Source organism: Streptomyces sp. NPDC024632, assembly GCF_055559175.1.
This window is the reverse complement of sequence record NZ_JBVHLD010000001.1, coordinates 141,002-166,185: the sequence shown is the minus strand read 5'-3', so window position 1 is coordinate 166,185 and position 25,184 is coordinate 141,002. Positions and strand designations below refer to the sequence as shown.

Genomic DNA, 25,184 nt, shown 5'->3' with positions numbered 1-25,184 from the left:
AGGCGCGCCGCGCTCGCGCAGGGCCTGGTTTTTTAGGGGAGCGGCCCCTGGACGGTTCCTTGCGAAGGGCCTGGTTTTCAGGGGCGCGGGGAACTGCGCGGCCCGCCCCCACCGGGCTGCCAGCCCGAAAACTCACAGCATCTGCCCCGCTGGGGCCGGTTTTCGACGGCCGCGCCACCGTTGGTGGCTGAGCGCGCAGTACCCCGCGCCCCTGGGAGGCACCCGCGGAGGCCCGGAGGGCCCGTAAGCTGGCGGCATGCTGAACGTCGGGCTGACCGGTGGAATCGGGTCAGGAAAAAGCTCCGTGGCGAAACTGCTGGTGGCACACGGCGCGATCCTGGTGGACGCGGACCGCATCGCCCGCGAAGTGGTGGAACCCGGCACGGAGGGCCTGGCGGCGGTGACGGCCGAGTTCGGCCCGGACGTGCTGGCGGCGGACGGGACACTGGACCGCCCGAAACTCGGCGCGATCGTCTTCGCGGACGAGGCCCGGCGCCAGGCGCTGAACGCGATCGTGCACCCGCTGGTCGGCCGCAGGTCGCAGGAGCTGCGGGCGGCGGCGGCCCCGGACGACATCGTCGTCAACGACGTACCGCTGCTGGCGGAGAACGACCTGGCCCCGTTCTACGACTTCGTGATCGTCGTGGACGCGGCACCGGCCACGCAGATCGAGCGCCTGGTGCGGACACGCGGGATGACCGAGGACGAGGCGCGGGCGCGGATGGCGGCGCAGGCCGGCCGCGAGGAGCGCATCGCCGTCGCGGATCTGGTGATCGACAACGACGGCCCGCTGGAGGAGCTGGAGCCCCAGGTGCGCGCGGCGTGGCAGCGGCTGCGGGAGCTGGCGGCGGCCGGGACGGCGTAGTCGCCCGGGGAATGCGGTTGCCGACGACGACGTTGGGTATGTCAGACCAGACGATCAGTCGTCACCCGTGCCCGAATTCAGGGAGGCGGCCTTGCACGAGCGGACCCCAGAGACGCACGTCATCGACTTCCGCGCCGCGGAGCAACTGCTGGAGGCGCGTGACCCGCGCGGCGCCGTACAACTCCTCGACCCGGTGATCTCGGCCCATCCGGAGAACACCGCGGCCCGCCTGCTGCGCGCCCGCGCGTTCTTCGCTGCGGCCCAACTGCGTCCGGCGGAGCTGGAGTTCCAGATAGTGCTGGAGCGCGAGCCGGACAACGCCTTCGCGCACTTCGCGCTGGCCCGTACGCTGCAACGCGCGAACCGCGCCGACGAGGCCCAGCGCCACTTCCGGCTCGCCGCCGCACTCGACCCCCGGCCGGACTATCTGGCCGCAGCCCGTTTCGACGACGCCGGCTGACGGCCGTGGAAGTCGTCGTGGTGCTGCTGATCATCATCGCGGTGGTCGCCCTGATCGGCGTGTCCAGCAGTCTGAGGGTGGTCAAGCAGTACGAGCGCGGGGTGATCTACCGCTTCGGCCGGGTCAACCGGCTCCCCAAGGAGCCGGGCCCGCGCATGCTGGTGCCGTTCGTGGACAAGATGACCAAGGTCAACATGCAGGTCGTCACCATGCCGGTGCCGTCCCAGGACGGCATCACCCGCGACAACGTGTCGGTACGGGTCGACGCGGTGCTCTACTTCCGGGTCATCGACCCGATCCGGGCCACCGTGGACGTGCAGAACTACCAGTTCGCGATGTTGCAGGTGGCGCAGACCTCGCTGCGCTCCATCATCGGCAAGAGCGAACTCGACGATCTGCTGTCCGGCCGCGAACGCCTGCACGAGGGGCTGGAGTTGATGCTGTCCACGCCTGCCACCGGCTGGGGCGTCCACATCGACCGCGTCGAGATCAAGGACGTGGCGCTGCCGGAGTCCATGAAGCGGTCGATGGCCCGGCAGGCGGAGGCGGACCGGGAGCGGCGGGCCCGGATCATCACCGCCGACGGTGAGTTGCAGGCGTCCCAGAAGCTCTCCGAGGCGGCCAGGACCATGGACGCCAACCCGTCCGCCCTCCAACTGCGCCTCCTCCAGACGGTGGTGGAGGTCGCGGCGGAGAAGAACTCGACCCTGGTGATGCCCTTCCCCGTCGAGATGCTGCGCTTCTTCGACCGGGCCGCGAATTCCGGTGCGAACACCGGTGCGAACTCCGGCGGCGGCCAGGACGCGAAGCCGGTCGAGAAGACGGCGGCGCCCGCGGCGACGGACGAACTGACGGACGCGGAACCGCGGTCCGCCGTCGAGGCCGCGGCCGACGAGCCGCCCGCGATCGACCGGAAGCCGCCGGGCCCGATCCAGATCCCGGACCCGCGCACGTCCGAGGAGTGAGCGACGAAGCCGTAGCGGCAGGGCAGGGCAGGAACGGGACGGGAGCGGGCGGGTCACTCCGCCCGCTCCCGCGCGTCAGCCCCGCGTCAGCGCGTCCAGTCGATCTTGAACACCCACGCGTACCGCCCCTTCGCCCGCGCCGCCGCGGGCACCCGTACGGTCAGCGTGCCGCCGTCGAACTCCCAGTCCAGCGGCCGGTCGTGGCCGAGCATCGTCACCCGGTCGCCCTTGCGGACCGGCACCGGAGCGGTCGTTGACCGTGACGTCCTGCCGCCGCGCGGCGCGGGGGCGGACGTGCGGAGCCTGCTCAGGTCATCAGAACAGCGGTGCGGGCAGCACGCCCTCCAGCGCCAGCAGCGTGCGCTTGATCTCCAGGCCGCCGCCGAAGCCGCCTATGCCGCCGTCGCTCTCCACCACCCGGTGGCACGGCACCACCAGCGGTATCGGATTCGCGCCCATCGCCGTTCCGACCGCGCGGGCCGCCCCGCGCTCGCCCACCCGGTCGGCCAGGTCCTGGTACCCGACGACCGTGCCGTACGGCACCCCGGCCGCCAGCTCGCGCAGCACCCGGCGGTTGAAGCCGGTGATCAGCGACCAGTCCAGAGCGAGCGAGAACTCCTTCAGCGCACCCGCGAAGTACGCCTCCATCTGCTCGGTGACCGGCGCCAGCCGGGCCGCGTCCTCGACCGGCTCGCCGCCCAGCCGCCGCCCCATCGACGTCACCGCGCGCCGTACCGCCGCCTCGTCCGCCCGGAAACCGACATTGACCAGCCCCTCGTCGGTCGCCGCCAGCAGCAGCGGCCCGATCGGGGTCTCCATGACCGTCCAGGCGGTGTCGTTCGTCACGCGGCCAGCCTAGATCGGGGGTCCGACAACGCCCCGCCGCCGCGATCCGCCCGGCAAGCACGGCCGCCGCAAGGCCCGTCACCGGAAGTGATCGACCGGTCACACGAGGGGAAGTGGCCGCCCCGGCGGCGGCCCGCCCGTCCCGGGCCCGGACGATTGTCGGTGGTGGGTCGTACGGTGGTGACATGCGGCCCGTATCAGACATCGAACGCAGTGTGGCGCCCTTCGAGGTCGTCAGCCCCTACCAGCCCAGCGGCGACCAGCCCACCGCCATCGACGACCTCGAGAAGCGGATCCGCGGTGACGAGCAGGACGTCGTGCTGCTCGGCGCGACCGGTACGGGCAAGTCCGCGACCACCGCGTGGATGATCGAGCGGCTCCAGCGCCCCACCCTGGTCATGGCGCCGAACAAGACGCTCGCCGCCCAGCTCGCCAACGAATTCCGCGAGCTGCTGCCGAACAACGCGGTCGAGTACTTCGTCTCGTACTACGACTACTACCAGCCCGAGGCGTACGTCCCGCAGACGGACACGTACATCGAGAAGGACTCCTCGATCAACGAGGAGGTGGAGCGGCTGCGGCACTCCACCACCAATTCGCTGCTGACCCGGCGCGATGTCGTCGTGGTCGCCTCCGTGTCCTGCATCTACGGCCTCGGCACCCCGCAGGAGTACATCGACCGCATGGTGCGGCTCAATGTCGGCGACGTCATCGACCGCGACCAGCTCCTGCGGAAATTCGTCGACATCCAGTACGCGCGCAACGACGTGGCCTTCGCCCGCGGCACCTTCCGGGTACGCGGCGACACCATCGAGATCTTCCCGGTCTACGAGGAGCTGGCCGTCCGCATCGAGATGTTCGGCGACGAGATCGAGGCGCTCTACACACTGCACCCGCTCACCGGGGAGGTGATCACCGAGGACCGGCAGATCTACGTCTTCCCCGCCACCCACTACGTCGCGGGCCCCGAGCGGATGGAACGCGCCATCGCGGGCATCGAGAAGGAGCTGGAGGGCCAGCTCGCCCTGATGGAGAAGCAGGGCAAGCTGCTGGAGGCCCAGCGGCTGCGGATGCGCACCACGTACGACATCGAGATGATGCGGCAGATCGGCACCTGCTCCGGCATCGAGAACTACTCGCGGCACATCGACGGCCGCGAGCAGGGCTCCGCGCCCGACACCCTCATCGACTACTTCCCCGAGGACTTCCTGCTGGTCATCGACGAGTCGCACGTCACCGTGCCGCAGATCGGCGCGATGTACGAGGGCGACGCGTCCCGCAAGCGCACCCTGGTCGACCACGGCTTCCGGCTGCCGTCCGCGCTCGACAACCGGCCGCTGAAGTGGGAGGAGTTCCTGACCCGCGTCGGCCAGACCGTCTACCTGTCCGCGACACCCGGAAAGTACGAGCTGTCCCGCGGCGACGGCGTGGTCGAGCAGATCATCCGCCCGACCGGCCTGGTCGACCCCGAGGTCATCGTCAAGCCCACCGAGGGCCAGATCGACGACCTGGTGCACGAGATCCGGCTGCGCACGGAGAAGGACGAGCGCGTCCTGGTCACCACCCTCACCAAGAAGATGTCCGAGGACCTCACCGACTACCTGCTCGAACTGGGCATCCAGGTGCGGTATCTGCACAGCGACATCGACACCCTGCGCCGCGTCGAGCTGCTGCGCGAACTGCGGGCCGGTGAGTACGACGTCCTGGTCGGCATCAACCTGCTGCGTGAGGGCCTCGACCTGCCCGAGGTGTCGCTGGTCGCGATCCTCGACGCCGACAAGGAGGGCTTCCTGCGCTCGGGCACCTCGCTGATCCAGACCATCGGCCGCGCCGCCCGTAACGTGTCGGGCCAGGTCCACATGTACGCGGACCGGATCACCCCGGCGATGGAGAAGGCCATCGAGGAGACCAACCGGCGCCGCGAGAAGCAGATCGCGTACAACAAGGAACGCGGCGTCGACCCGCAGCCGCTGCGGAAGAAGATCGCCGGAATCCTGGACTCCTTCGCCCGCGAGGACGCCGACACCGAGGAGCTGCTGGGCTCCGGGCGGCAGCGCTCGCGGGGCAAGGCGCCGGTGCCAGGACTGTCCGCCCGCTCGGGCGAGAAGCGCGGTGCGAAGACGCTGCCCGCCGAGGAGCTGGCCGACCTGATCGCTCAGCTCACCGACCAGATGCACGCGGCGGCCGGCGAGCTGCAATTCGAGGTGGCCGCCCGGCTCAGGGACGAACTGGGCGAGCTGAAGAAGGAGTTGCGCCAGATGAGAGAAGCGGGAATGGCGTGACGCGGGACCGGCGACCGGCCGGTGTTCGCCAGGAATCGCCACGCGGCGAACCGGGATACCGTTGCACGGCGTCTTGTTAGGGTGCGGGACAACCGCACACACGGGTGAGAGGGGACAGCGCGTGACGGTCAACATGACCAAGGGCCAGAAGATCAGCCTGAGCAAGTCCGACGGAGGGACGCTGACGGCGATCCGGATGGGGCTGGGCTGGCAGGCCGCGCCGCGCCGCGGACTGTTCGGGTCCCGCACCCGGGAGATCGACCTGGACGCCTCGGCCGTGCTCTTCGCGGACAAGCAGCCGGTCGACGTGGTGTTCTTCCAGCACCTGACCAGCGACGACGGCTCGGTCCGGCACACCGGTGACAATCTGGTCGGCGGCGCGGGCCAGGGCGGCGACGACGAGTCGATCATCGTCGACCTCCAGCGCGTACCGGTCCACGTCGACCAGATCGTCTTCACGGTGAACTCCTTCACCGGCCAGACCTTCGCCGAGGTGCAGAACGCGTTCTGCCGCCTGGTCGACGAGACCAACGGGCAGGAGCTGGCCCGCTACACGCTGACCGGCGGCGGCCAGTACACGGCGCAGATCATGGCCAAGGTGCAGCGCGGCGCGACCGGCTGGTCGATGACGGCCATCGGCACGGCGGCCAACGGCCGGACGTTCCAGGACCTCATCCCGGCCATTCTGCCCGCGCTCTGAGGCCGCACGGCCGCTGACGCGGCCCCCGGCCCGCGGGCCGGAACACGTACACACGCATAACGGGAACGGGGGGCGGCGGACATGACGGCCGAACTGGTCCGGGGACAGAACCATCCGCTGCCGGGCACCCGGATGGAGATCCGGGTGTCGGCGGGCACCCCGGTGGTGGCCGCGGTCACCCTCGGGGACGAGCGGGGGCGGGTCGTCGGCGACTCCTCGCAGTGGCTGGCGCACCCCGGCGCGCCGCAGCTCCCCGGCGTCGAGGTGCCCCGGCAGGCCGCCGCCGAGCACCGGCTCGCGGTGGACCTCGGCGCGATGCCGCCGCAGGTGCACCGGGTGCACGTACTGCTGGCTCTCCCCGGCGCCGCGGGCCGCCCCGGCGCGCCCGCCGCCTTCGGCGCCGCCCCCGCCCCGCATCTCGCCGTCACCACCACCGAGGGCGAGGCCGTCGCCGGATTCACCATGACCGGCCTCGGCCCCGAGACGGCCCTGCTGGCCATCGAGCTGTACCGGCGGCAGGGCGCCTGGAAGGTGCGCGCCGTCGGCCAGGGGTACGAGGGCGGTCTGCCCGCGCTGCTGCTCGACCAGGGTGTCCCGGAGCCCGCCGGGGTGGCCGCGGGCATCGACGAGGCGGTGGGGCGCGAGCTGTCCCGCTCGGTCGACCTGCCCGCCGCGCCGCGTACGGTCCCGCCGCCGCGGCCGGAAACCGCGGCCCCGGCCGCCGCTCCGGGCGACGGCCGGACCACCGCGTCCTCAGGACCGGTCGACTACCGGCACCCGCGGCGCAAGGCTGCCGCCACCGCGCCGCCCCCGCCCGCTCAGGGACCGGCCCAGGGCCGGCCGGGCTCGCCGTACGACGCCCCGCCCGCCGCGCCGCGGCCGTCCTCCGACGGACAGCCCGGCACCCCGCCCGGCACCCCGCCCGTCCCCGTCGCGGGCGACGCCTCCGGCTGGACGATGGAGGAGCGGCTGCACAATCAGGTGTGGGGCATGTTCGAGGACCTGGCCCGCACCATCGCCGCCTACCGCAGCGCGGTGGACTTCGCCGAGTCCCGCTTCGAGCAGGAGCTCGACCGGCTGCTCGCCGACCCCGCGACCCGCGGCGGACAGGCCGCGGACGCCGCCCGCGACCAGGCGCAGGCCCGGCAGTTCGCGCTGGTCGACCAGGCCCGCGCCGTGCTCGACCGGGACATCGCGCAGCTCGTCGCCGAGGCCGAGGTCGTCGAGCCCGCGCTGCCCGCCGCCTTCGCGGGCTGGGAGAATCCGGTGTGGCACGCCTACCGGGTGCCCGACCAGCCGCCGCTCGCCGTACGGCTCGGCGGCCTCTACCTGCCCGAGGCGCCCGAACTGCGCATCCCGCTGCTGGCCCGGCTGCCGCTGGACCGCGGTCTGTGGATCGACAGCGAGGAGGACCGCGGGGTCGCCATGGACACCGCCGTGGCGATCGCCGCCCGGCTGCTCGCCTCGTACCCGGTGGGCGGTTTCGCGGTGCACGCCCTCGACCCCGCGGGCTCCGGCTCCGCCGCGCTCGCCCCGCTCACCGGCAACGGCGCCGTGCTGATGCCGTCGGCCGGGGGCGCGGCCGGGGTCGGCGAGGTGCTGAACCGGCTGACCGAACGCGTCGATCTGCTCCAGATGGCGCTGCGCGGCGGCGCCGCCGACTCGCTGCCGCCCGGCTTCGACACCGCCGAGCAGCTTCTGATCGTCAACGAGTTCCCGTACGGCTTCGACGACCGGGCGGTCACCCAACTGCGCTATCTCGCCGACGAGGGACCGCGCGCCGGGGTGCACCTGCTGCTGGTCGCCGACCGCGAGGACGCGTCCGCGTACGGGCCGGTGCTCGATCCGCTGTGGCGCTCGCTGCTGCGGCTCACCCCGCTGCCCAGCGACCACCTGGCCGACCCGTGGGTGGGGCACGCCTGGACGTTCGAGCCGTCGCTGGTGCCGCCGGGCAGCCAGGTGCTCACGCAGGTGCTCAGGGAGATCGCGGCGGCCCGCCCGGCCTACGGCCCCTGACCGGTCGTGCCGGGTCTTGCACCGGTGCTCTACCGGCTCTACGGCTCTGACCTGCACGCTTGTGCGATTCTTTACTAACTCTTGGGCAATTCGTGTACTGTTCTTGGTGCGGAGTGAAACCTCCCCCTGAACGGACTCAAGTGGTGGGGACCTCCGGCAGCGACGACGCTGACAGTTGCCGTATCGAATTGCCGGAGGACCTGTGGATGTCTCCCTCGCCCTCTGGGCGCTCACCATCGCCGGACTGATCGCCCTGATCGCCGTTGACTTCGTCATCGGCCGCACCCCGCACGACGTCTCCGTCAAGGAGGCAGGGGCCTGGACGATCGTCTGGGTCGTACTCGCCGGGCTCTTCGGACTCGGCCTGCTCGTCTTCTCCGGCGGCCAGCCGGCGGGCGAGTTCTTCGCCGGTTACATCACCGAGAAGTCGCTGAGCGTCGACAACCTCTTCGTCTTCGTGCTGATCATGTCCAAATTCGCGGTGCCGTCCCAGTACCAGCAGCGCGTACTGCTGGTGGGCGTGCTGATAGCGCTGGTGCTCCGCGCGGTGTTCATCGCGGGCGGCGCGGCGATCATCGCCAGCTTCTCGTGGGTCTTCTACATCTTCGGCGCCTTCCTCATCTGGACCGCCTGGAAGCTCATCCAGGACGCCCGTTCGGACGACGAGGACGAGGAATTCGAGGAGAACCGGCTGCTCAAGGCGGTCGAGAAGCGCGTGCCGTCCACCGACAAGTACCACGGCACCCGGCTGTTCATCACGGAGAACGGCAAGCGGCTGATGACGCCGATGCTCGTCGTGATGCTCGCCATCGGCACCACCGACGTGCTGTTCGCGCTCGACTCGATCCCCGCGATCTTCGGCCTCACCCAGGACCCGTACATCGTCTTCACCGCCAACGCGTTCGCCCTGATGGGCCTGCGCCAGCTCTATTTCCTGATCGGCGGCCTGCTCAAGAAGCTGGTCCACCTGTCGTACGGGCTGTCGGTGATCCTCGGCTTCATCGGCGTCAAGCTGGTGCTGCACGCGTTGCACGAGTCCGGTGTGCACGTACCGGAGATCTCCATCCCCGTCTCGCTCGGCGTCATCGTCCTCGTCCTCGCGGTCACCACCGCCACCAGCCTGGTCGCCTCCAAGCGGCAGGCGGAGGCCGAGGCCGCCGCCTCCGAGGACGAGGAGCGCCCCGCGACGCCGGTCCGCTGACCGGTCCCTGCGTAACCCCCTCCATACCGACCCCTCCGTACCGACCCCTTCGCGCAGACCGCTCCGTCACGAGGGCTACCGTGGCCCTCGTAATGGAGCGGTTGTGCGTGGCGTGTGGGAAGGCGCGGATGGTGGCGAGCGGCATGGTGGTCCTTCCCGAGCTGACCGGCGCGCGGTTCTTCGACGCCTGGCGGCTCGACGCCGTCGCGCTGACCGCCGTCGTCCTGCTCGGCGTCGCGTACGCGCTGGGCGTACGGCGCAAGCGGCGCGCGGGGGAGCGGTGGCCGCTGTGGCGCACCGCCGCGTTCTACGTCCTCGGCCTCGGCACCCTCGTCGTCGCGACGATGTCCTCACTCGCCGTCTACGACCGGGTGCTGTTCTGGCCCGCCGCCGTGCAGAACATCCTGCTCGACCTCTTCGCCCCGCTCGGCCTGGCGCTCGGCGACCCGCTCGCGCTCGCCGCACCCGACAGCCGGCTGCGCCGCGCCTTCACCGGCCGTACGGTACGACTGCTGATGTATCCGCTGGTCAGCTCGGTGCTGGTGCTCGCCTCCGAGCTGACGATCTACTTCACCCCGTACTTCTCCACCGCCCTCGGCAACGGGCTCGTGCTCCAGCTCATGCACCTGCAACTGCTGCTCACCGGCTGCCTGTTCGTGCTGCCGATGCTCAGCCGTCAGGACCTGCTGCCGTCCTGGTGCGGCCATCCGGTCAGGGCCGCGCTGGTCTTCTTCGACGGGCTCTTCGACTCGGTGCCCGGCATCGTCGTCATGACCAGCGGCACGCTGGTGGCCGGGCACTGGTACGCCGCGCACCCGCGCTCCTGGGGGCCGAGCGTCCAGCACGACCAGATGCTCGGCGGCGGCCTGATGCTCACCCTCGCCGAACTCGTCGCGCTGCCCTTCCTGATCCTGGTCTTCTTCGAGTGGTGGCGGGCCGAGCGGGAGAAGACGGCGGAACTCGACGCGCGGCTGGACCGCGAGGCCGTCGTCGCGATGTCCGGTGCCGGTGCTGGTGCCGCCGCTGGTGCCTCTGCCGCGCCCGCCTCGCCGAAGGCCCCCGCGTCCGCCGCCGCTCCCGCCTCCGGCCCCGTTCCGGAGATGACCCGCCCCTGGTGGGAGACCGATCAGGGCGAGGTCGGCGAGCGCATGCGGCGCGGTCGCTGAGCGGTCCGCGGCGGCTCGGGGTCACAACTGCGTTACGGGCACCACGTCACGAGTCGGCGCGTGTCACGCTCTCCCCCTCATACCTGTCCTGGGGGGACAAATTGCGTCAACGTGCCATCACCGCTGCCTGTTTACTGGCCGTCGCGGGGCTCGCGCTCGCGGGATGCGACGGCGACGGGGGGACCGACGACATATCGGGCGCCGCCGCTTCGGTCTCGGCCACACCCACGGCCGCGCCCACCACCACGCAGGCCGCGCTCACCGGCCAACTGCCCAACCTGACCGGGATGCCGCTCCTCGCCGCGCGCACCATGGCCGACGACGCCGGGTTCACCCGGATCGCCGCGCACGACGCGACGGGGGCCGAGCGCACCCAGGTCTCGGACGGCGACTGGAAGGTGTGCTTCCAGCAGCCCGGCCAGGGGCCCGCGGCGCTGTCCGACCCGGTCGACCTCGCCGTCGTCAAGATCGCCGAGATCTGCCCGCCCGCGGACGGCACCCCGGCGCCGTCACCCACACCCACGGTCACCCGCACCATGGCACCGTCGCCGACCGCCACGCACAAGGCGACGCCCAAGCCCCGCCCCACCACCGTCACCCACAAGCCGACCCCGAAGCCCAAGCCGAAACCCAAGCCGAAGCCGAAGCCGAAGCCGACCGTCGGGTACACCGAACCCCCGGTCAACGACCACGACGGCGCCACCGCCCTCTGCAACGACGGCACGCTGTCCTACTCGCAGCACCACCGGGGCACGTGCTCGCACCACCACGGCGTGGCCGTCTGGTACAAGTAGCCCGCCCGGCCGTACGGCGACCGTACGGACCTCCGGGGGAGCGCGGGGCGGGGGTGCGCGCGCCGGCCGCTACCAGCCGCGCTCGCGCCATTCCTTGAGGTGGGGGCGCTCGGCGCCGAGGGTCGTGTCGTTGCCGTGGCCGGGGTAGACCCAGGTCTCGTCCGGGAGCACGTCGAAGAGCTTGGCCGTGACGTCGTCGAGGAGCGAGGTGAAGGCGGCCGGGTCGTCGTGCGTGTTGCCGACGCCGCCCGGGAAGAGGCAGTCGCCGGTGAAGACGTGCGGGGCGCCGTGCGGGTCGTCGTAGACGAAGGCGATGCTGCCCGGGGTGTGGCCGACCAGGTGCCGCGCGGTGAGGCTGACGCGGCCGAAGGTCACGGTGTCGCCGTCGTCCAGCGCCACATCGGTGGGGACCGGGATGCCCACCGTGTCCTCGCGGCCCGCGTAGGTACGCGCGCCGGTCGCGTCGATTACCGCGCGCAGTGCCTGCCAGTGGTCGCCGTGCTGGTGGGTGGTCGCGACGGCGCCGAGCCCGGCGTCGCCGACGACCTCCAGCAGCGTCTGCGCGTCGTTGGCCGCGTCGATCAGAAGCTGCTCGTCGGTGGCCCGGCAGCGCAACACGTACGCGTTGTTGTTCATCGGCCCGACCGCGACCTTGGTGATGATCAGGTCTTCCAGTTCATGCACGTCGGGGGTCCCGCCCACCGTCACTTCTCCGCTGTACGCCATGCCACCAGCCTAGAGGTTCGGGGTGCCTAGAGCGGAGGCAGTACGGGCAGCGGGCCGTCGGGGGTCACGGTCAGGCCCTCGTACGGACCGCGGCCGGAGACCCAGGCCAGCAGGGGGCGGGTGGCGGCGCTGACGGTGAGGTCGGGTTCCGCGGCGGCGCCGATCGTCCAGGACGCGCCGGACTCGGTGTCCTCCAGGCGGACCGCGGCGATGCCCTCGTGCCCGGTGAGGCCGTCGGCGAGGGAGGCCAGCTCACGGGCGGCGAAGTCGGCGGGCAGGTCGGCGGTGGTGGGGCCGATGCCGAGGTCGACCAGGTGCAGCCACACCTCGCCCAGCCGCCGCCAGGGGACCTCGGCGGCGGCGATCACCCGGCCGGAGCGCAGCGTGACCTGCGTCGCCCAGCCCGACGGCGGCACCTGCGCGGCGGCCCGCTCGAACCGCTCCGCCGAGGCCCGCAGATCGGCGAGGTGGTCGTCGAGGGGACGGCCCGCGCCCTCCTCGATGGCCCGGTCGCGGGACGTCGCGTCCGCGTACATCGGGGTCTCCACGCCGGTCCCCGCCCAGATCAGCAGATTGGCCAGGGCGTCGGCATTGCGGGCGACATGGGTCAGCAGATGCCCGCGGGTCCAGCCGGGCAGCAGCGAGGGCTCGGCGACGCCGTCGGCGGGGAGCGCGGACACCGCGGCGACGAATCGGTCGGTGGCTTCCCGGACGGCAACCGCATCGAGTACGGGATCCGGTCGTTGGACGGTCACGTACCGACGCTAGCGCGTCACCCCGCGCTCGCGCAGGACACACGATCGGGTGAAGTGGTCAGAGCGCGCCCGTAAATCGAATGCACGTGCTATATGGTCGGTGTGTCGCAACTTCTGAGAACGCGGCGAACCGGAAGAAAACCCGAGCGCACCCCGTTTAGGCTGACTGGGGGTGCCGACTCTCCCCCCGTCTCTATGAAAGGTGCGCACTGGCGTGGCCGATCGACTCACCGTCCGTGGCGCTCGCGAGCACAATCTGAAGAACGTGTCGCTCGACCTGCCGCGGGACTCCCTCATCGTGTTCACAGGGCTGTCCGGATCGGGCAAGTCCTCCCTCGCCTTCGACACGATCTTCGCCGAGGGGCAGCGCCGGTACGTCGAGTCGCTCTCCTCCTACGCCCGCCAGTTCCTCGGCCAGATGGACAAGCCCGATGTGGACTTCATCGAGGGCCTGTCCCCGGCGGTCTCCATCGACCAGAAGTCCACCTCGCGCAACCCGCGCTCGACGGTGGGCACCATCACCGAGGTCTACGACTACCTCCGGCTGCTCTTCGCCAGGATCGGCAAGCCGCACTGCCCCGAGTGCGGCCGCCCGATCTCCCGGCAGTCGCCGCAGGCCATCGTCGACCGGGTGCTGGAGCTGGAGGAGGGCAGCCGCTTCCAGGTGCTCTCCCCGCTGGTCCGTGAGCGCAAGGGCGAATTCGTCGACCTCTTCGGCGACCTCCAGACCAAGGGCTACAGCCGTGCCCGGGTCGACGGGGCCACGATCCAGCTCACCGACCCGCCCAAGCTGAAGAAGCAGGAGAAGCACACCATCGAGGTGGTCATCGACCGCCTCACGGTGAAGGACAGCGCCAAGCGCCGCCTCACGGACTCCGTCGAGACCGCGCTCGGCCTGTCCGGCGGCATGGTCATCCTGGACTTCGTCGACCTGCCCGAGGACGACCCGCAGCGCGAGCGGATGTTCTCCGAGCACCTGTACTGCCCGTACGACGACCTGTCCTTCGAGGAGCTGGAGCCGCGCTCCTTCTCCTTCAACTCGCCCTTCGGCGCCTGTCCCGACTGCACCGGCATCGGCTCCCGCATGGAGGTCGACCCGGAGCTGATCGTCCCCGACGAGGAGAAGTCCCTGGCCGAGGGCGCCATCGCGCCCTGGACCGGCGGCATGTCCAAGGGCTACTTCGAGCGGCTGGTCGAAGGTCTCGCGGGGGAGCTGGGCTTCAGGACCGACATTCCCTGGGCCGGGCTGCCCGCCCGCGCGAAGAAGGCGCTGCTCTACGGCCACAAGGCCGAGGTCAGGGTCGCGTACAAGAACAGGTACGGCCGCGAGCGCGCGTACAACGCGCATTTCGAGGGCGCCATCCCGTTCGTGAAGCGGCGGCACCAGGACTCCGAGAGCGACTCCAGCCGGGAGCGCTTCGAGGGGTACATGCGCGAGGTGCCCTGCCCCACCTGCCACGGCAGCAGGCTCAAGCCGATCGTGCTGGCCGTCACCGTCCAGGACCGCTCCATCGCGGACGTCTCCGCCATGTCGATCAGCGACTGCGCCGAGTTCCTCGGCGGGATGAAGCTGGACGCCCGCGACAAGAAGATCGCCGAGCGGGTGCTCAAGGAGGTCAACGAGCGGCTGAAGTTCCTGGTCGACGTCGGCCTGGACTACCTCTCGCTCAACCGCGCCGCGGGCACCCTGTCCGGCGGCGAGGCCCAGCGCATCCGGCTCGCCACCCAGATCGGCTCGGGCCTGGTCGGCGTGCTGTACGTGCTGGACGAGCCGTCGATCGGCCTGCACCAGCGCGACAACCACCGGCTGATCGAGACCCTGGTACGGCTGCGCGACCTGGGCAACACGCTGATCGTCGTCGAGCACGACGAGGACACCATCAAGACCGCCGACTGGGTGGTCGACATCGGCCCCGGCGCCGGTGAGCACGGCGGCAAGGTGGTGCACTCCGGCTCGCTGAAGGAGCTGCTGGTCAACGAGGAGTCGCTGACCGGGCAGTACCTCTCGGGCAAGCGCGTCATCGTCACCCCCGACGTACGCCGCCCGATCGACCGCAAGCGGCGGCTGACCGTGCACGGCGCCCGCGAGCACAATCTCCAGGACATCGACGTGTCCTTCCCGCTCGGAGTGCTCACCGCCGTCACCGGCGTCTCCGGCTCCGGCAAGTCGACGCTGGTCAACGACATCCTCTACACCCACCTGGCCCGCGAGCTGAACGGGGCGCGCAGCGTCCCCGGCCGGCACACCCGGGTGGACGGCGACGACCTGGTGGACAAGGTCGTGCACGTCGACCAGTCGCCGATCGGCCGCACCCCGCGCTCCAACCCGGCCACGTACACCGGTGTCTTCGACCATGTGCGGCGGCTCTTCGCGGAGACGATGGAGGCGAAGGTCCGCGGCTATCTGCCCGGCCGCTTCTCTTTCAACGTCAAGGGCGGTCGCTGCGAGAACTGCTCGGGCGACGGCACGATCAAGATCGAGATGAACTTCCTGCCGGACGTCTACGTCCCGTGCGAGGTCTGCCACGGCGCCCGCTACAACCGCGAGACGCTGGAAGTGCACTACAAGGGCAAGTCCATCGCCGAGGTGCTGGAGATGCCGATCGAGGAGGCGCTGGACTTCTTCGAGGCGGTGCCCGCCATCGCCCGGCACCTGCGCACGCTCTACGAGGTCGGCCTGGGATACGTACGCCTGGGGCAGTCCGCGCCGACGCTGTCCGGCGGCGAGGCGCAGCGCGTGAAGCTCGCCTCCGAGCTCCAGAAGCGCTCCACCGGCCGTACGGTCTACGTCCTGGACGAGCCGACCACCGGTCTGCACTTCGAGGACATCAGCAAGCTGATCAAGGTGCTCCAGGGCCTGGTCGACAAGGGCAACACCGTGATCGTCATCGAGCACAATCTCGATGTCATCAAGACCGCCGACTGGGTGGTCGACATGGGCCCCGAGGGCGGCAACGGCGGCGGACTGGTCGTCGCCGAGGGCACCCCCGAGCAGATCGCGGCCGTCCCGGCCAGCCACACCGGCAAGTTCCTGCGGGACGTCCTGGGCGCGGAGCGGATCAGCGACGCGTCGGTGCCCGCGCCCAAGAAGCGGGTGCCCGCCCCCAAGAAGGCCACGGGGACGGCCGCCGCGGCCAAGAAGGGCACGACGGCCGCCGCGAAGAAGACCCCGGCGCCGCGCAAGCGGACGGCGGGCAAGGCGTAGCACCGAGGAAGGTCAAGGACGGGTCGGCGCGGGCGCGGCGGCACGCCGTCGAGGCGCGCTCGTCAGGCGCGGTCGTCAGGCAGTGGCCGTCCGGGAGTGGCACAGAGGAAGCGGACAGGTGGGGGACGTAGGGTTACGGGTCGCGAGACCTCCCCACCTCCCCGACCTGGAGCGCACATGACCACCGAACTGCCCGCCTGCCGCCGTACCGTCCTGCGAGGCGCGGCCCTGGCCGGAGCCGCCGGGTTCGGCCTCACCGCGTGCGGCGGCTCCGGCGGCGGTTCGTCCGACGGGCCCACCAAAGCCGTGGAGTTGGGCGCCGCCACCGAGGTACCGGTCGGCGGCGCCAAGCTCTACCGGAACGACAAGGTGGTCGTGGCGCAGCCGAAGGAGGGCACCTTCAAGGCGTTCAGCGCGGTCTGCACGCACGCGGGCTGCGTCGTCACCTCGGTGGACGGCACGACGATCACCTGCGCCTGCCACGGCAGCCAGTTCGACGCGGACACCGGCGCCGTGCTCCAGGGCCCGGCGACCAAGCCGCTGCCCGCCGTGCAGGTCACCGCCTCCGGCGGCAAGCTCACCGCCGGTCCGGCGAGCTGACCACCGGCAGTCCGGCACCCGCGAACCGGCGGTCCCGGCCGCCGGTATCCGCACCGGTCGGCACTGCCCGGCCTGGCCAGGGAATGTCGCATCCCGCCAGTAGGGTGGGAGACATGGCGGACCCCAGCAGCTACCGACCGAAGCCGGGCCAGATCCCCGACTCCCCGGGGGTCTACAAGTTCCGGGACGAGCACGGTCGGGTGATCTACGTCGGCAAGGCGAAGAGCCTGCGCCAGCGGCTTTCCTCGTACTTCCAGGACATCACCAACCTCCACCAGCGGACCGCCACGATGGTGACCACCGCGGCGGCCGTCGAGTGGACGGTGGTCTCCACCGAGGTGGAGGCGCTCCAGCTCGAATACTCCTGGATCAAGGAGTTCGACCCGCGGTTCAACGTCAAGTACCGCGACGACAAGAGCTATCCGTCCCTCGCGGTGACGATGAACGAGGAGTTCCCGCGCGTGCAGGTCATGCGCGGCCCCAAGCGCAAGGGCGTGCGCTACTTCGGTCCGTACGCGCACGCCTGGGCGATCCGCGAGACCGTCGACCTGCTGCTGCGGGTCTTCCCGGTCCGCACCTGCTCCGCCGGGGTCTTCAAGCGCTCCGCGCAGATCGGCCGCCCCTGTCTGCTCGGCTACATCGGCAAGTGCTCCGCGCCCTGCGTCGGCCGGATCAGCGCCGACGACCACCGCGAACTGGCCGAGGAATTCTGCGACTTCATGGCCGGACACACCGGCACCTACCTGCGCCGCCTGGAACAGCGCATGAAGGACGCGGCGAGCGAGATGGAGTACGAGCAGGCCGCTCGGCTGCGGGACGACCTGGAGGCGCTGCGCCGCGCCATGGAGAAGAACGCGGTGGTGCTCGCCGACGCCACCGACGCCGACCTGATCGCCGTCGCCGAGGACGAGCTGGAAGCCGCCGTGCAGATCTTCCACGTACGCGGCGGCCGGGTCCGCGGCCAGCGCGGCTGGGTCACCGACAAGGTCGAGGCGGTCGACACCGCGGGCCTGGTCGAGCACGCCCTCCAGCAGCTCTACGGCGACGAGCGCGGCGACGCCGAGCGCTCCGGCGGCAGCGGCGGTGTGCCCAAGGAGGTGCTGGTCCCGGCGCTGCCCGCACCGTCGGAGCCGGTCGCGCAGTGGCTGAGCGACCGCCGCGGCTCGCACGTCAGCCTGCGCGTACCGCAGCGCGGCGACAAGAAGGACCTGATGGCCACCGTGCAGCGCAACGCGCAGCACGCCCTCGCGCTGCACAAGACCAAGCGCGCCTCCGACCTCACCACCCGCTCCCGCGCGCTGGAGGAGATCGCCGCCGCGCTCGACCTCGACACCGCGCCGCTGCGGATCGAGTGCTACGACATCAGCCACCTCCAGGGCGACGACGTAGTCGCGTCCATGGTGGTCTTCGAGGACGGCCTGGCCCGCAAGAGCGAGTACCGCCGCTTCCAGATCAAGTCCTTCGCCGGGCAGGACGACGTCCGGTCCATGCACGAGGTGATCTCCCGCCGCTTCCGCCGCTATCTGCTGGAGAAGCAGAAGACCGGCGAGTGGGAGGGCGAGTCCGGCGAGGTCCCCGCGAACCACGGCGATGTTCCCGTGGACCACGAGGAACAGGCGTCCGGCCCCATCGACCCCGACACCGGACGGCCGCGCAAATTCGCGTACCCGCCGCAGCTCGTCGTGGTCGACGGCGGACAGCCGCAGGTGGCCGCCGCCCGGCGCGCGCTGGAGGAGCTGGGCATAGACGACGTCGCCGTGTGCGGCCTCGCCAAGCGCCTGGAAGAGGTCTGGCTGCCCGGCGACGACGACCCGGTGATCCTGCCGCGCTCCAGTGAGGGCCTGTACCTGCTCCAGCGGGTCCGCGACGAGGCGCACCGGTTCGCGATCTCGTACCAGCGCAGCAAGCGCTCCAAGTCGATGAAGGCCGGCGCGCTGGACTCCGTGCCGGGGCTCGGCGAGACCCGCAGGCAGGCGCTGCTGAAGCACTTCGGCTCGCTGAAACGGCTCCGGGCGGCGACGATCGAGGAGATCTGCGAGGTCCCGGGGATCGGCCGTCGTACGGCGGAGACGGTCGCGGCGACCCTGGCAGCCGCGGCTCCGGCCGCACCCGCGGTGAACACCGCGACAGGAGAGATCATCGAAGAGGCCGACGGGACCCCGCCCGGGGCGGACCCGTCCCACCATCGGGGGATCAGCACATGAGCGACCAGGACGAACAGGACGGAACGCACGTGACAACCGGCGGAGCGGGGGAGGCCGTGGAGGCCATCCCCGAACTGGTGATCATCTCCGGCATGTCCGGAGCGGGCCGCAGCACCGCGGCCAAGTGTCTGGAGGACCTCGGCTGGTTCGTGGTGGACAATCTGCCGCCCGCGCTGATCCCCACCATGGTGGATCTCGGCGCGCGCTCGCAGGGCAACGTCGCCCGGATCGCCGTGGTCGTGGACGTCCGCGGACGCCGCTTCTTCGACAATCTGCGCGAGTCCCTCGCTGACCTGGCGACCCGCAGCGTCAAGCGCCGGATCATCTATCTGGAAGCCTCAGACGAGGCCCTGGTCCGCCGCTTCGAGTCGGTCCGCCGGCCGCACCCGCTCCAGGGCTCGGGCCGGATCGTGGACGGCATCGCGGCCGAGCGCGACCTGCTGCGCGAGCTGCGCGGCGACGCCGACCTGGTGATCGACACCTCCAGTCTCAACGTGCACGAGCTGCGCGCCAAGCTGGACGCCCAGTTCGCGGGCGAGGAGGAGCCGGAACTCCGGGCCACGGTCATGTCGTTCGGATTCAAGTACGGCCTGCCCGTCGACGCCGACCTGGTGGTGGACTGCCGCTTCCTGCCCAACCCGCACTGGGTGCCGGAGCTGCGGCCCTTCACCGGGCTCAACGACGAGGTGGCGCAGTATGTGTTCAACCAGCCGGGCGCGAAGGAATTCCTCGACCGCTACGCCGAGTTGCTGCACATCATCGCCGCCGGATACCGGCGCGAGGGCAAGCGGTACGTGACGATCGCGGTCGGCTGCACGGGCGGCAAGCACCGCAGCGTGGCGATGTCGGAACGGCTGGCCGCACGGCTGGCCGCAGATGGGGTGGAGACCGTGACAGTGCACAGGGACATGGGGCGCGAGTGATCATGACGGGTCGGCGGCGGCGCCGGGGTACGGGCCGCCGCGCCGGGGTGCCGCCCAAGGTGGTCGCCCTCGGCGGGGGGCACGGCCTGGCCGCCTCCCTCGCCGCACTGCGCCGGATCACCGGCGATCTGACCGCGGTGGTCACCGTCGCGGACGACGGCGGCTCCAGCGGCAGACTCCGCCAGGAGATGGGCGTACTGCCGCCGGGAGACCTCCGCAAGGCGCTCGCCGCGCTCTGCGGGGACGACGAATGGGGGCGCACATGGGCCCGAGTGGTCCAGCACCGCTTCACCAGCGAGGGTGATCTGCACGGGCACGCGGTCGGCAATCTGCTGATCGTCGCGCTGTGGGAACAGCTCAACGACGAGGTCGCCGCGCTGGAGTGGGTCGGGCGGCTGCTGGGCGCCCACGGCAGGGTGCTGCCGATGTCCGCGGTCCCGCTCGACCTGCACGCCATCGTCCGCGGCCACGACCCCGACAGGCCCGACGAGATCAGCACCGTCCGCGGCCAGGCCACGGTCGCCCTCACCCCCGGTGAGGTGCAGGAAGTGCAGGTCGTCCCGGCCGATCCGCCCGCCGTTCCCGAGGCCGTGCAGGCGGTCCTCGACGCGGACTGGGTGGTGCTCGGCCCCGGCTCCTGGTTCTCCTCGGTGATCCCGCATCTGCTCGTCCCCGAGCTGGTCGACGCCCTCATGACGACCAGGGCGCGCCGGGTCCTCACGCTGAACCTCGCGCCGCAACCAGGTGAGACCGACGGATTTTCTCCGCAGCGTCACTTGGAGGTTTTGGCCCGACACGCCCCTAAACTCACCATCGACGTGGTTCTCGCCGACGAGGCCGCCGTACCCGACCGTGACAGCCTCTCCGAGGCCGCACAGCGGTTGGGCGGCACGGTCGAGCTGGCACCGGTCGCCGCCCCCGACGGGCCGCGGCACGACCCGGAGCTGTTGGCCGCCGCGTATGACAGGATTTTTCGTATGCGTGGAAGGATCGGCCCATGGCGATGACGGCAGCGGTGAAGGATGAGATCTCCCGGCTTCCCGTCACCCGGACCTGCTGCCGGAAGGCGGAGGTCTCGTCGATCCTGCGGTTCGCCGGCGGCCTCCACCTGGTGAGCGGCCGGATCGTGATCGAGGCGGAGCTGGACACCGGGATCGCGGCCAGGCGGCTGCGCAAGGACATCCTGGAGATCTTCGGGCACTCCTCCGACCTGGTGGTGATGGCGCCCGGCGGGCTGCGCAGGGGCAGCAGGTACGTGGTGCGCGTGGTGGCGGGCGGCGACCAGCTCGCCCGGCAGACCGGCCTGGTGGACGGCCGCGGCCGGCCGATCCGCGGCCTGCCCCCGCAGGTCGTCTCCGGCGCCACCTGCGACGCGGAGGCCGCCTGGCGCGGTGCCTTCCTCGCGCACGGCTCGCTCACCGAGCCCGGCCGCTCCTCGTCGCTGGAGGTCACCTGCCCGGGGCCCGAGGCCGCCCTGGCCCTGGTCGGCGCCGCCCGCCGGCTCCAGATCCCCGCCAAGGCCCGCGAGGTCCGCAATGTGGACCGCGTGGTGGTACGGGACGGCGACGCGATCGGCGCGCTGCTGACCCGGCTCGGCGCCCACGACTCGGTGCTCGCCTGGGAAGAGCGCCGGATGCGCCGCGAGGTCCGGGCCACCGCCAACCGGCTCGCCAACTTCGACGACGCCAACCTGCGCAGGTCGGCCCGCGCCGCCGTCGCCGCCGGAGCCCGTGTGCAGCGCGCGCTGGAGATCCTCGGCGACGACGTACCGGAACACCTCGCCGCGGCCGGGCGCCTGCGCATGGACCACAAGCAGGCCTCCCTGGAGGAGCTGGGCTCCCTCGCCGAGCCGCCGCTGACCAAGGACGCGGTCGCCGGCCGGATCCGCCGCCTGCTGGCCATGGCCGACAAGCGCGCCTCGGACCTCGGCCTGCCCGGCACCGACGCCAACCTCACCGACGAGATGGTCGGCTAGGGCCTGTCCGCCGGACAGGCCCCGGCCGGCACGCGCGCGGCGGCGGACGGGGCGGAGGCGAAGGGGCCTCGGCCCGATGTCACCTCCGCGCCCCTGGCCGGGTAGGCTCGTCCCTGGTCGGGGACATCCCATATTTCGCAGCCGGAGAGGGCTCCGGCGAATGAGCGAGGAGATCGGTTCGTGACGATCCGGGTAGGCATCAACGGCTTTGGCCGCATCGGTCGTAACTTCTTCCGCGCCGCCTTGGAGCAGGGTGCGGACATCGAGATCGTGGCTGTCAACGACCTGGGTGACACCGCGACGACGGCGCACCTGCTGAAGTACGACACCATCCTCGGCCGCCTCAAGGCCGAGGTCACCCACACCGCGGACTCCATCACCGTCGACGGCAAGACCATCAAGGTGCTCGCCGAGCGCGACCCCGCCGCCATCGCGTGGGGCGAGCTGGGCGTCGACGTCGTCATCGAGTCGACCGGCATCTTCACCAAGGCCGCCGACGCGGGCAAGCACATCGCGGGCGGTGCCAAGAAGGTCATCATCTCGGCGCCCGCCACCGGCGAGGACATCACGATCGTGATGGGCGTCAACCAGGACAAGTACGACGCCGCGAACCACCACATCATCTCCAACGCCTCGTGCACCACGAACTGTGTGGCGCCGATGGCGAAGGTGCTGCTGGAGAACTTCGGCATCGTCAAGGGCCTGATGACGACGGTCCACGCGTACACCAACGACCAGCGCATCCTGGACTTCCCGCACAAGGACCTGCGCCGCGCCCGCGCCGCCGCGGAGAACATCATCCCGACCACCACGGGTGCCGCGAAGGCCACCGCGCTGGTCATCCCCGAGCTGGCGGGCAAGCTGGACGGCATCGCGATGCGCGTCCCGGTCCCCACCGGCTCGGTCACCGACCTGGTCGTCGACCTCGAGCGCGAGGTCACCAAGGACGAGGTCAACGCCGCCTTCCAGAAGGCGTCCGAGGGTCAGCTCAAGGGCCTGCTGGAGTACACCGAGGACCCGATCGTCTCCTCGGACATCGTCAACTGGCCGGCCTCCTGCACCTTCGACTCCTCCCTGACCATGGTCCAGGGCAAGACGGTCAAGGTCATCGGCTGGTACGACAACGAGTGGGGCTACTCCAACCGCCTCGTGGACCTCACGGTCTTCGTCGGCGGCCAGCTCTGACGCCGTAGCGGCCGACGCACAGCGATGTGAGCGACAGGGTCCGGACGGGTGCGACGAAGCGCCGGTCCGGGCCCTGTCCCTTGCCCACTCCGCAGTCCCGTACCCGTCAGTACCCGCAGCCGTACCCGTAGGAGACCGTACAGATGAAGACGATCGACGACCTGATCAGCGAGGGGCGGATCGCCGGCAAGCGGGTGTTCGTCCGCGCCGACCTCAACGTCCCGCTCGACGGGGAGCGCATCACCGACGACGGCCGGATCCGCGCCGCCGTCCCCACCATCACCAAGCTCGCCGAGGCGGGCGCCAAGGTGATCGTGGCCTCGCACCTCGGCCGCCCCAAGGGCGAGCCCGACCCGAAGTTCTCGCTCGCGCCGGTCGCCGCGCGCCTGGGCGACCTGCTCGGCGAAGGCCGTCACGAGGTGGTGTTCGCCGCCGACACCGTCGGCGAGAGCGCCGCGGCCACCGTGGCGGGCCTGGCCGACGGCCAGGTCGCGCTCTTGGAGAACCTGCGCTTCAACGCGGGCGAGACCAGCAAGGACGACGCCGAGCGCGGCGCCTTCGCCGACCGGCTCGCGGAGCTGGCCGACACCTACGTCGGCGACGGCTTCGGAGCGGTGCACCGCAAGCACGCCTCGGTGTACGACCTCCCGGCCCGCCTCCCGCACGCCGCGGGCGGACTGATCGCCACCGAGGTCGGCGTCCTGAAGAAGCTCACCGAGGACGTCTCCCGCCCCTACGCGGTGGTGCTCGGCGGCTCCAAGGTCTCCGACAAGCTCGGCGTCATCGACCACCTGCTGGACAAGGCCGACCGCATCCTGGTCGGCGGCGGCATGGTCTTCACCTTCCTCAAGGCCCAGGGCCACGAGGTCGGCAAGAGCCTGCTCCAGGAGGACCAGATCCCCGTGGTCAAGGAGTACCTGGAGCGCGCCAAGGCCAAGGGCGTGGAATTCGTCCTGCCGGTCGACGTCGTCGGCGCCACCGAGTTCCCCGACCTGAAGACCAAGGCGCCGTCCTCGCCGGTCAACGCGCCGGTGGACGCGATCCCCGCGGACGTGATCGGCCTGGACATCGGCCCCGAGTCCCGCAAGCTCTTCGCCGCCAAGCTCGCCGACGCCGCCACCATCTTCTGGAACGGCCCGATGGGCGTCTTCGAGCACCCGGACTACGCCGACGGCACCCGCGCGGTCGCCCAGGCGCTGATCGACTCCGACGCGTTCACCGTGGTCGGCGGCGGCGACTCGGCCGCGGCCGTCCGCATCCTCGGCTTCGACGAGAACGCTTTCGGCCATATTTCCACCGGCGGCGGCGCGAGCCTGGAATACCTCGAGGGCAAGACGCTCCCCGGCCTTGCCGCACTGGAGAAGTGAGCAGATGACCGAGCAGAGCACCCGCACCCCGCTGATGGCGGGCAACTGGAAGATGAACCTCAACCACCTCGAGGCCATCGCGCACGTCCAGAAGCTCGCCTTCGCGCTCACCGACAAGGACTACGACGCGGTCGAGGTCGCCGTCCTGGTGCCGTACACCGACCTGCGCTCCGTACAGACGCTGGTCGACGGCGACAAGCTGAAGATCAAGTACGGCGCCCAGGACCTGTCCGCGCACGACTCCGGCGCGTACACCGGCGAGATCTCCGGATCGATGCTGGCCAAGCTGAAGTGCGCGTACGTGGCGATCGGGCACTCCGAGCGCCGCCTGTACCACGGCGAGGACGAGGCCGTCGTCAACGCCAAGGTGAAGGCCGCCTACAGGAACGGCCTCACCCCGATCCTGTGCGTCGGCGAGGGCCTGGACGTCCGCAAGGCCGGCCAGCAGGTCCCGCACACCCTCGCGCAGCTCGACGGCGCCCTGAAGGACATCCCCGCCGAGCAGGCCGCCACGATCGTGGTCGCGTACGAGCCGGTCTGGGCGATCGGCACCGGCGAGGTGGCCACCCCCGAGGACGCGCAGGAGGTCTGCGGGGCGATCCGCGGGCGGCTGGCCGAGCTGTACGACCAGGAGCTGGCGGACGCCGTGCGCATCCAGTACGGCGGCTCCGTGAAGTCCGGCAACGTCGCCGCGATCATGGCGCAGCCGGACGTGGACGGCGCCCTGGTGGGCGGCGCGGCACTGGACGCCGAGGAGTTCGTCAAGATCGTCCGGTTCCGCGACCAGTGACGGAACCGGGGCCCGCGGCCACGGACAGTGAGCCGGGGCACCGGGCAGTGGGCTGACACGCCCCTCAGGAAGTACCCTGTCGGGGGGGGGGGGGGGGGGGGGGGGGGGGGGGGGCATCAGGCGCGTTAGTGCGGTTCACGGAATCGGCTAATCCCTTTC

General features: G+C 71.1%; 22 protein-coding genes. 18 read left to right on the top strand and 4 right to left on the bottom strand.

Going from position 1 to position 25,184, the window contains the following annotated elements; all coding sequences use genetic code 11:
• The first annotated feature begins 256 nt into the window (after nt 1-256).
• The 3 genes from coaE (at nt 257) to ACZ37P_RS00750 (ending at nt 2,290) form a co-directional block, all read left to right on the top strand.
• Nucleotides 257-865 carry a dephospho-CoA kinase gene (gene coaE / locus ACZ37P_RS00760; protein WP_355333939.1) on the top strand — a complete coding sequence of 203 codons (609 nt, stop codon included), beginning with the start codon at nt 257-259 and terminating at the stop codon, nt 863-865.
• A gap of 91 nt (nt 866-956) precedes the next feature.
• Complete coding sequence (locus ACZ37P_RS00755; protein WP_188283400.1) at nt 957-1,325, top strand: tetratricopeptide repeat protein; 369 nt, start codon at nt 957-959, stop codon at nt 1,323-1,325.
• Between the two features lie 5 nt (nt 1,326-1,330).
• A complete protein-coding gene (locus ACZ37P_RS00750; RefSeq protein ID WP_467344187.1) occupies nt 1,331-2,290 on the top strand; it encodes a slipin family protein in 960 nt (319 codons plus the stop codon).
• 86 nt (nt 2,291-2,376) lie between these two features.
• Here ACZ37P_RS00750 and ACZ37P_RS00745 read toward each other — a convergent pair whose 3' ends face one another.
• Nucleotides 2,377-2,532, bottom strand: coding sequence for an alpha-L-fucosidase C-terminal domain-containing protein (locus tag ACZ37P_RS00745; RefSeq protein ID WP_391159704.1), 156 nt, complete (start codon nt 2,530-2,532; stop codon nt 2,377-2,379).
• Nucleotides 2,533-2,605: 73 nt separating this feature from the next.
• Nucleotides 2,606-3,109, bottom strand: coding sequence for a methylated-DNA--[protein]-cysteine S-methyltransferase (locus ACZ37P_RS00740; protein ID WP_467344603.1), 504 nt, complete (start codon nt 3,107-3,109; stop codon nt 2,606-2,608).
• Between the two features lie 212 nt (nt 3,110-3,321).
• Between ACZ37P_RS00740 and uvrB the strand changes: the two genes are divergently transcribed.
• The 6 genes from uvrB (at nt 3,322) to ACZ37P_RS00710 (ending at nt 11,295) form a co-directional block, all read left to right on the top strand.
• Nucleotides 3,322-5,418, top strand: coding sequence for an excinuclease ABC subunit UvrB (gene uvrB / locus ACZ37P_RS00735; RefSeq protein ID WP_467344186.1), 2,097 nt, complete (start codon nt 3,322-3,324; stop codon nt 5,416-5,418).
• Nucleotides 5,419-5,539: 121 nt separating this feature from the next.
• Nucleotides 5,540-6,118, top strand: a complete 579-nt coding sequence (locus ACZ37P_RS00730) for a TerD family protein (RefSeq protein ID WP_355333929.1) — start codon at nt 5,540-5,542, stop codon at nt 6,116-6,118.
• A gap of 81 nt (nt 6,119-6,199) precedes the next feature.
• On the top strand, nt 6,200-8,134 hold the full coding sequence (locus ACZ37P_RS00725) for a TerD family protein (protein WP_467344185.1): 1,935 nt from the start codon (nt 6,200-6,202) through the stop codon (nt 8,132-8,134).
• 202 nt (nt 8,135-8,336) lie between these two features.
• The gene (locus ACZ37P_RS00720; RefSeq protein WP_355333925.1) at nt 8,337-9,335 is read left to right on the top strand and encodes a TerC family protein; all 999 of its coding nucleotides are present in this window, start codon (nt 8,337-8,339) and stop codon (nt 9,333-9,335) included.
• A gap of 143 nt (nt 9,336-9,478) precedes the next feature.
• Nucleotides 9,479-10,501, top strand: coding sequence for a cytochrome c oxidase assembly protein (locus ACZ37P_RS00715; protein WP_467344602.1), 1,023 nt, complete (start codon nt 9,479-9,481; stop codon nt 10,499-10,501).
• Between the two features lie 101 nt (nt 10,502-10,602).
• Nucleotides 10,603-11,295: a DUF3761 domain-containing protein gene (locus ACZ37P_RS00710; protein WP_467344183.1), complete on the top strand. Its 693-nt coding sequence runs from the start codon at nt 10,603-10,605 to the stop codon at nt 11,293-11,295.
• A 69-nt stretch (nt 11,296-11,364) separates the two neighbouring features.
• Here ACZ37P_RS00710 and ACZ37P_RS00705 read toward each other — a convergent pair whose 3' ends face one another.
• Nucleotides 11,365-12,021 carry an MBL fold metallo-hydrolase gene (locus ACZ37P_RS00705; protein ID WP_391044077.1) on the bottom strand — a complete coding sequence of 219 codons (657 nt, stop codon included), beginning with the start codon at nt 12,019-12,021 and terminating at the stop codon, nt 11,365-11,367.
• Between the two features lie 26 nt (nt 12,022-12,047).
• Nucleotides 12,048-12,776, bottom strand: a complete 729-nt coding sequence (locus ACZ37P_RS00700; RefSeq protein WP_391044080.1) for a maleylpyruvate isomerase family mycothiol-dependent enzyme — start codon at nt 12,774-12,776, stop codon at nt 12,048-12,050.
• Between the two features lie 214 nt (nt 12,777-12,990).
• On the opposite strand from ACZ37P_RS00700, the gene uvrA reads away from it, so the two are divergent.
• The 9 genes from uvrA to tpiA all read left to right on the top strand — a co-directional run bounded on the left by uvrA (nt 12,991) and on the right by tpiA (nt 25,025).
• Nucleotides 12,991-15,981, top strand: coding sequence for an excinuclease ABC subunit UvrA (gene uvrA, locus ACZ37P_RS00695; protein WP_391044083.1), 2,991 nt, complete (start codon nt 12,991-12,993; stop codon nt 15,979-15,981).
• 177 nt (nt 15,982-16,158) lie between these two features.
• Nucleotides 16,159-16,581, top strand: coding sequence for a Rieske (2Fe-2S) protein (locus ACZ37P_RS00690; protein WP_467344181.1), 423 nt, complete (start codon nt 16,159-16,161; stop codon nt 16,579-16,581).
• Between the two features lie 113 nt (nt 16,582-16,694).
• On the top strand, nt 16,695-18,785 hold the full coding sequence (uvrC, locus tag ACZ37P_RS00685) for an excinuclease ABC subunit UvrC (RefSeq protein WP_355333908.1): 2,091 nt from the start codon (nt 16,695-16,697) through the stop codon (nt 18,783-18,785).
• On the top strand, nt 18,782-19,708 hold the full coding sequence (rapZ, locus tag ACZ37P_RS00680; RefSeq protein ID WP_355333906.1) for an RNase adapter RapZ: 927 nt from the start codon (nt 18,782-18,784) through the stop codon (nt 19,706-19,708). The genes uvrC and rapZ overlap by 4 nt, the downstream gene beginning before the upstream one ends.
• 2 nt (nt 19,709-19,710) lie before the next feature.
• Nucleotides 19,711-20,715 (top strand): gluconeogenesis factor YvcK family protein, encoded by a 1,005-nt coding sequence (locus ACZ37P_RS00675; RefSeq protein ID WP_355333903.1) that lies wholly within the window; start codon nt 19,711-19,713, stop codon nt 20,713-20,715.
• Nucleotides 20,706-21,683: a DNA-binding protein WhiA gene (gene whiA / locus ACZ37P_RS00670; RefSeq protein WP_188284204.1), complete on the top strand. Its 978-nt coding sequence runs from the start codon at nt 20,706-20,708 to the stop codon at nt 21,681-21,683. Before ACZ37P_RS00675 ends, whiA begins: the two co-directional genes overlap by 10 nt.
• Nucleotides 21,684-21,863: 180 nt before the next feature.
• On the top strand, nt 21,864-22,868 hold the full coding sequence (gene gap, locus ACZ37P_RS00665; protein ID WP_355333900.1) for a type I glyceraldehyde-3-phosphate dehydrogenase: 1,005 nt from the start codon (nt 21,864-21,866) through the stop codon (nt 22,866-22,868).
• A 143-nt stretch (nt 22,869-23,011) separates the two neighbouring features.
• A complete protein-coding gene (locus ACZ37P_RS00660; RefSeq protein ID WP_467344179.1) occupies nt 23,012-24,235 on the top strand; it encodes a phosphoglycerate kinase in 1,224 nt (407 codons plus the stop codon).
• Between the two features lie 4 nt (nt 24,236-24,239).
• Nucleotides 24,240-25,025 (top strand): triose-phosphate isomerase, encoded by a 786-nt coding sequence (gene tpiA / locus ACZ37P_RS00655; protein ID WP_467344178.1) that lies wholly within the window; start codon nt 24,240-24,242, stop codon nt 25,023-25,025.
• The last annotated feature ends 159 nt before the right edge of the window (nt 25,026-25,184 follow it).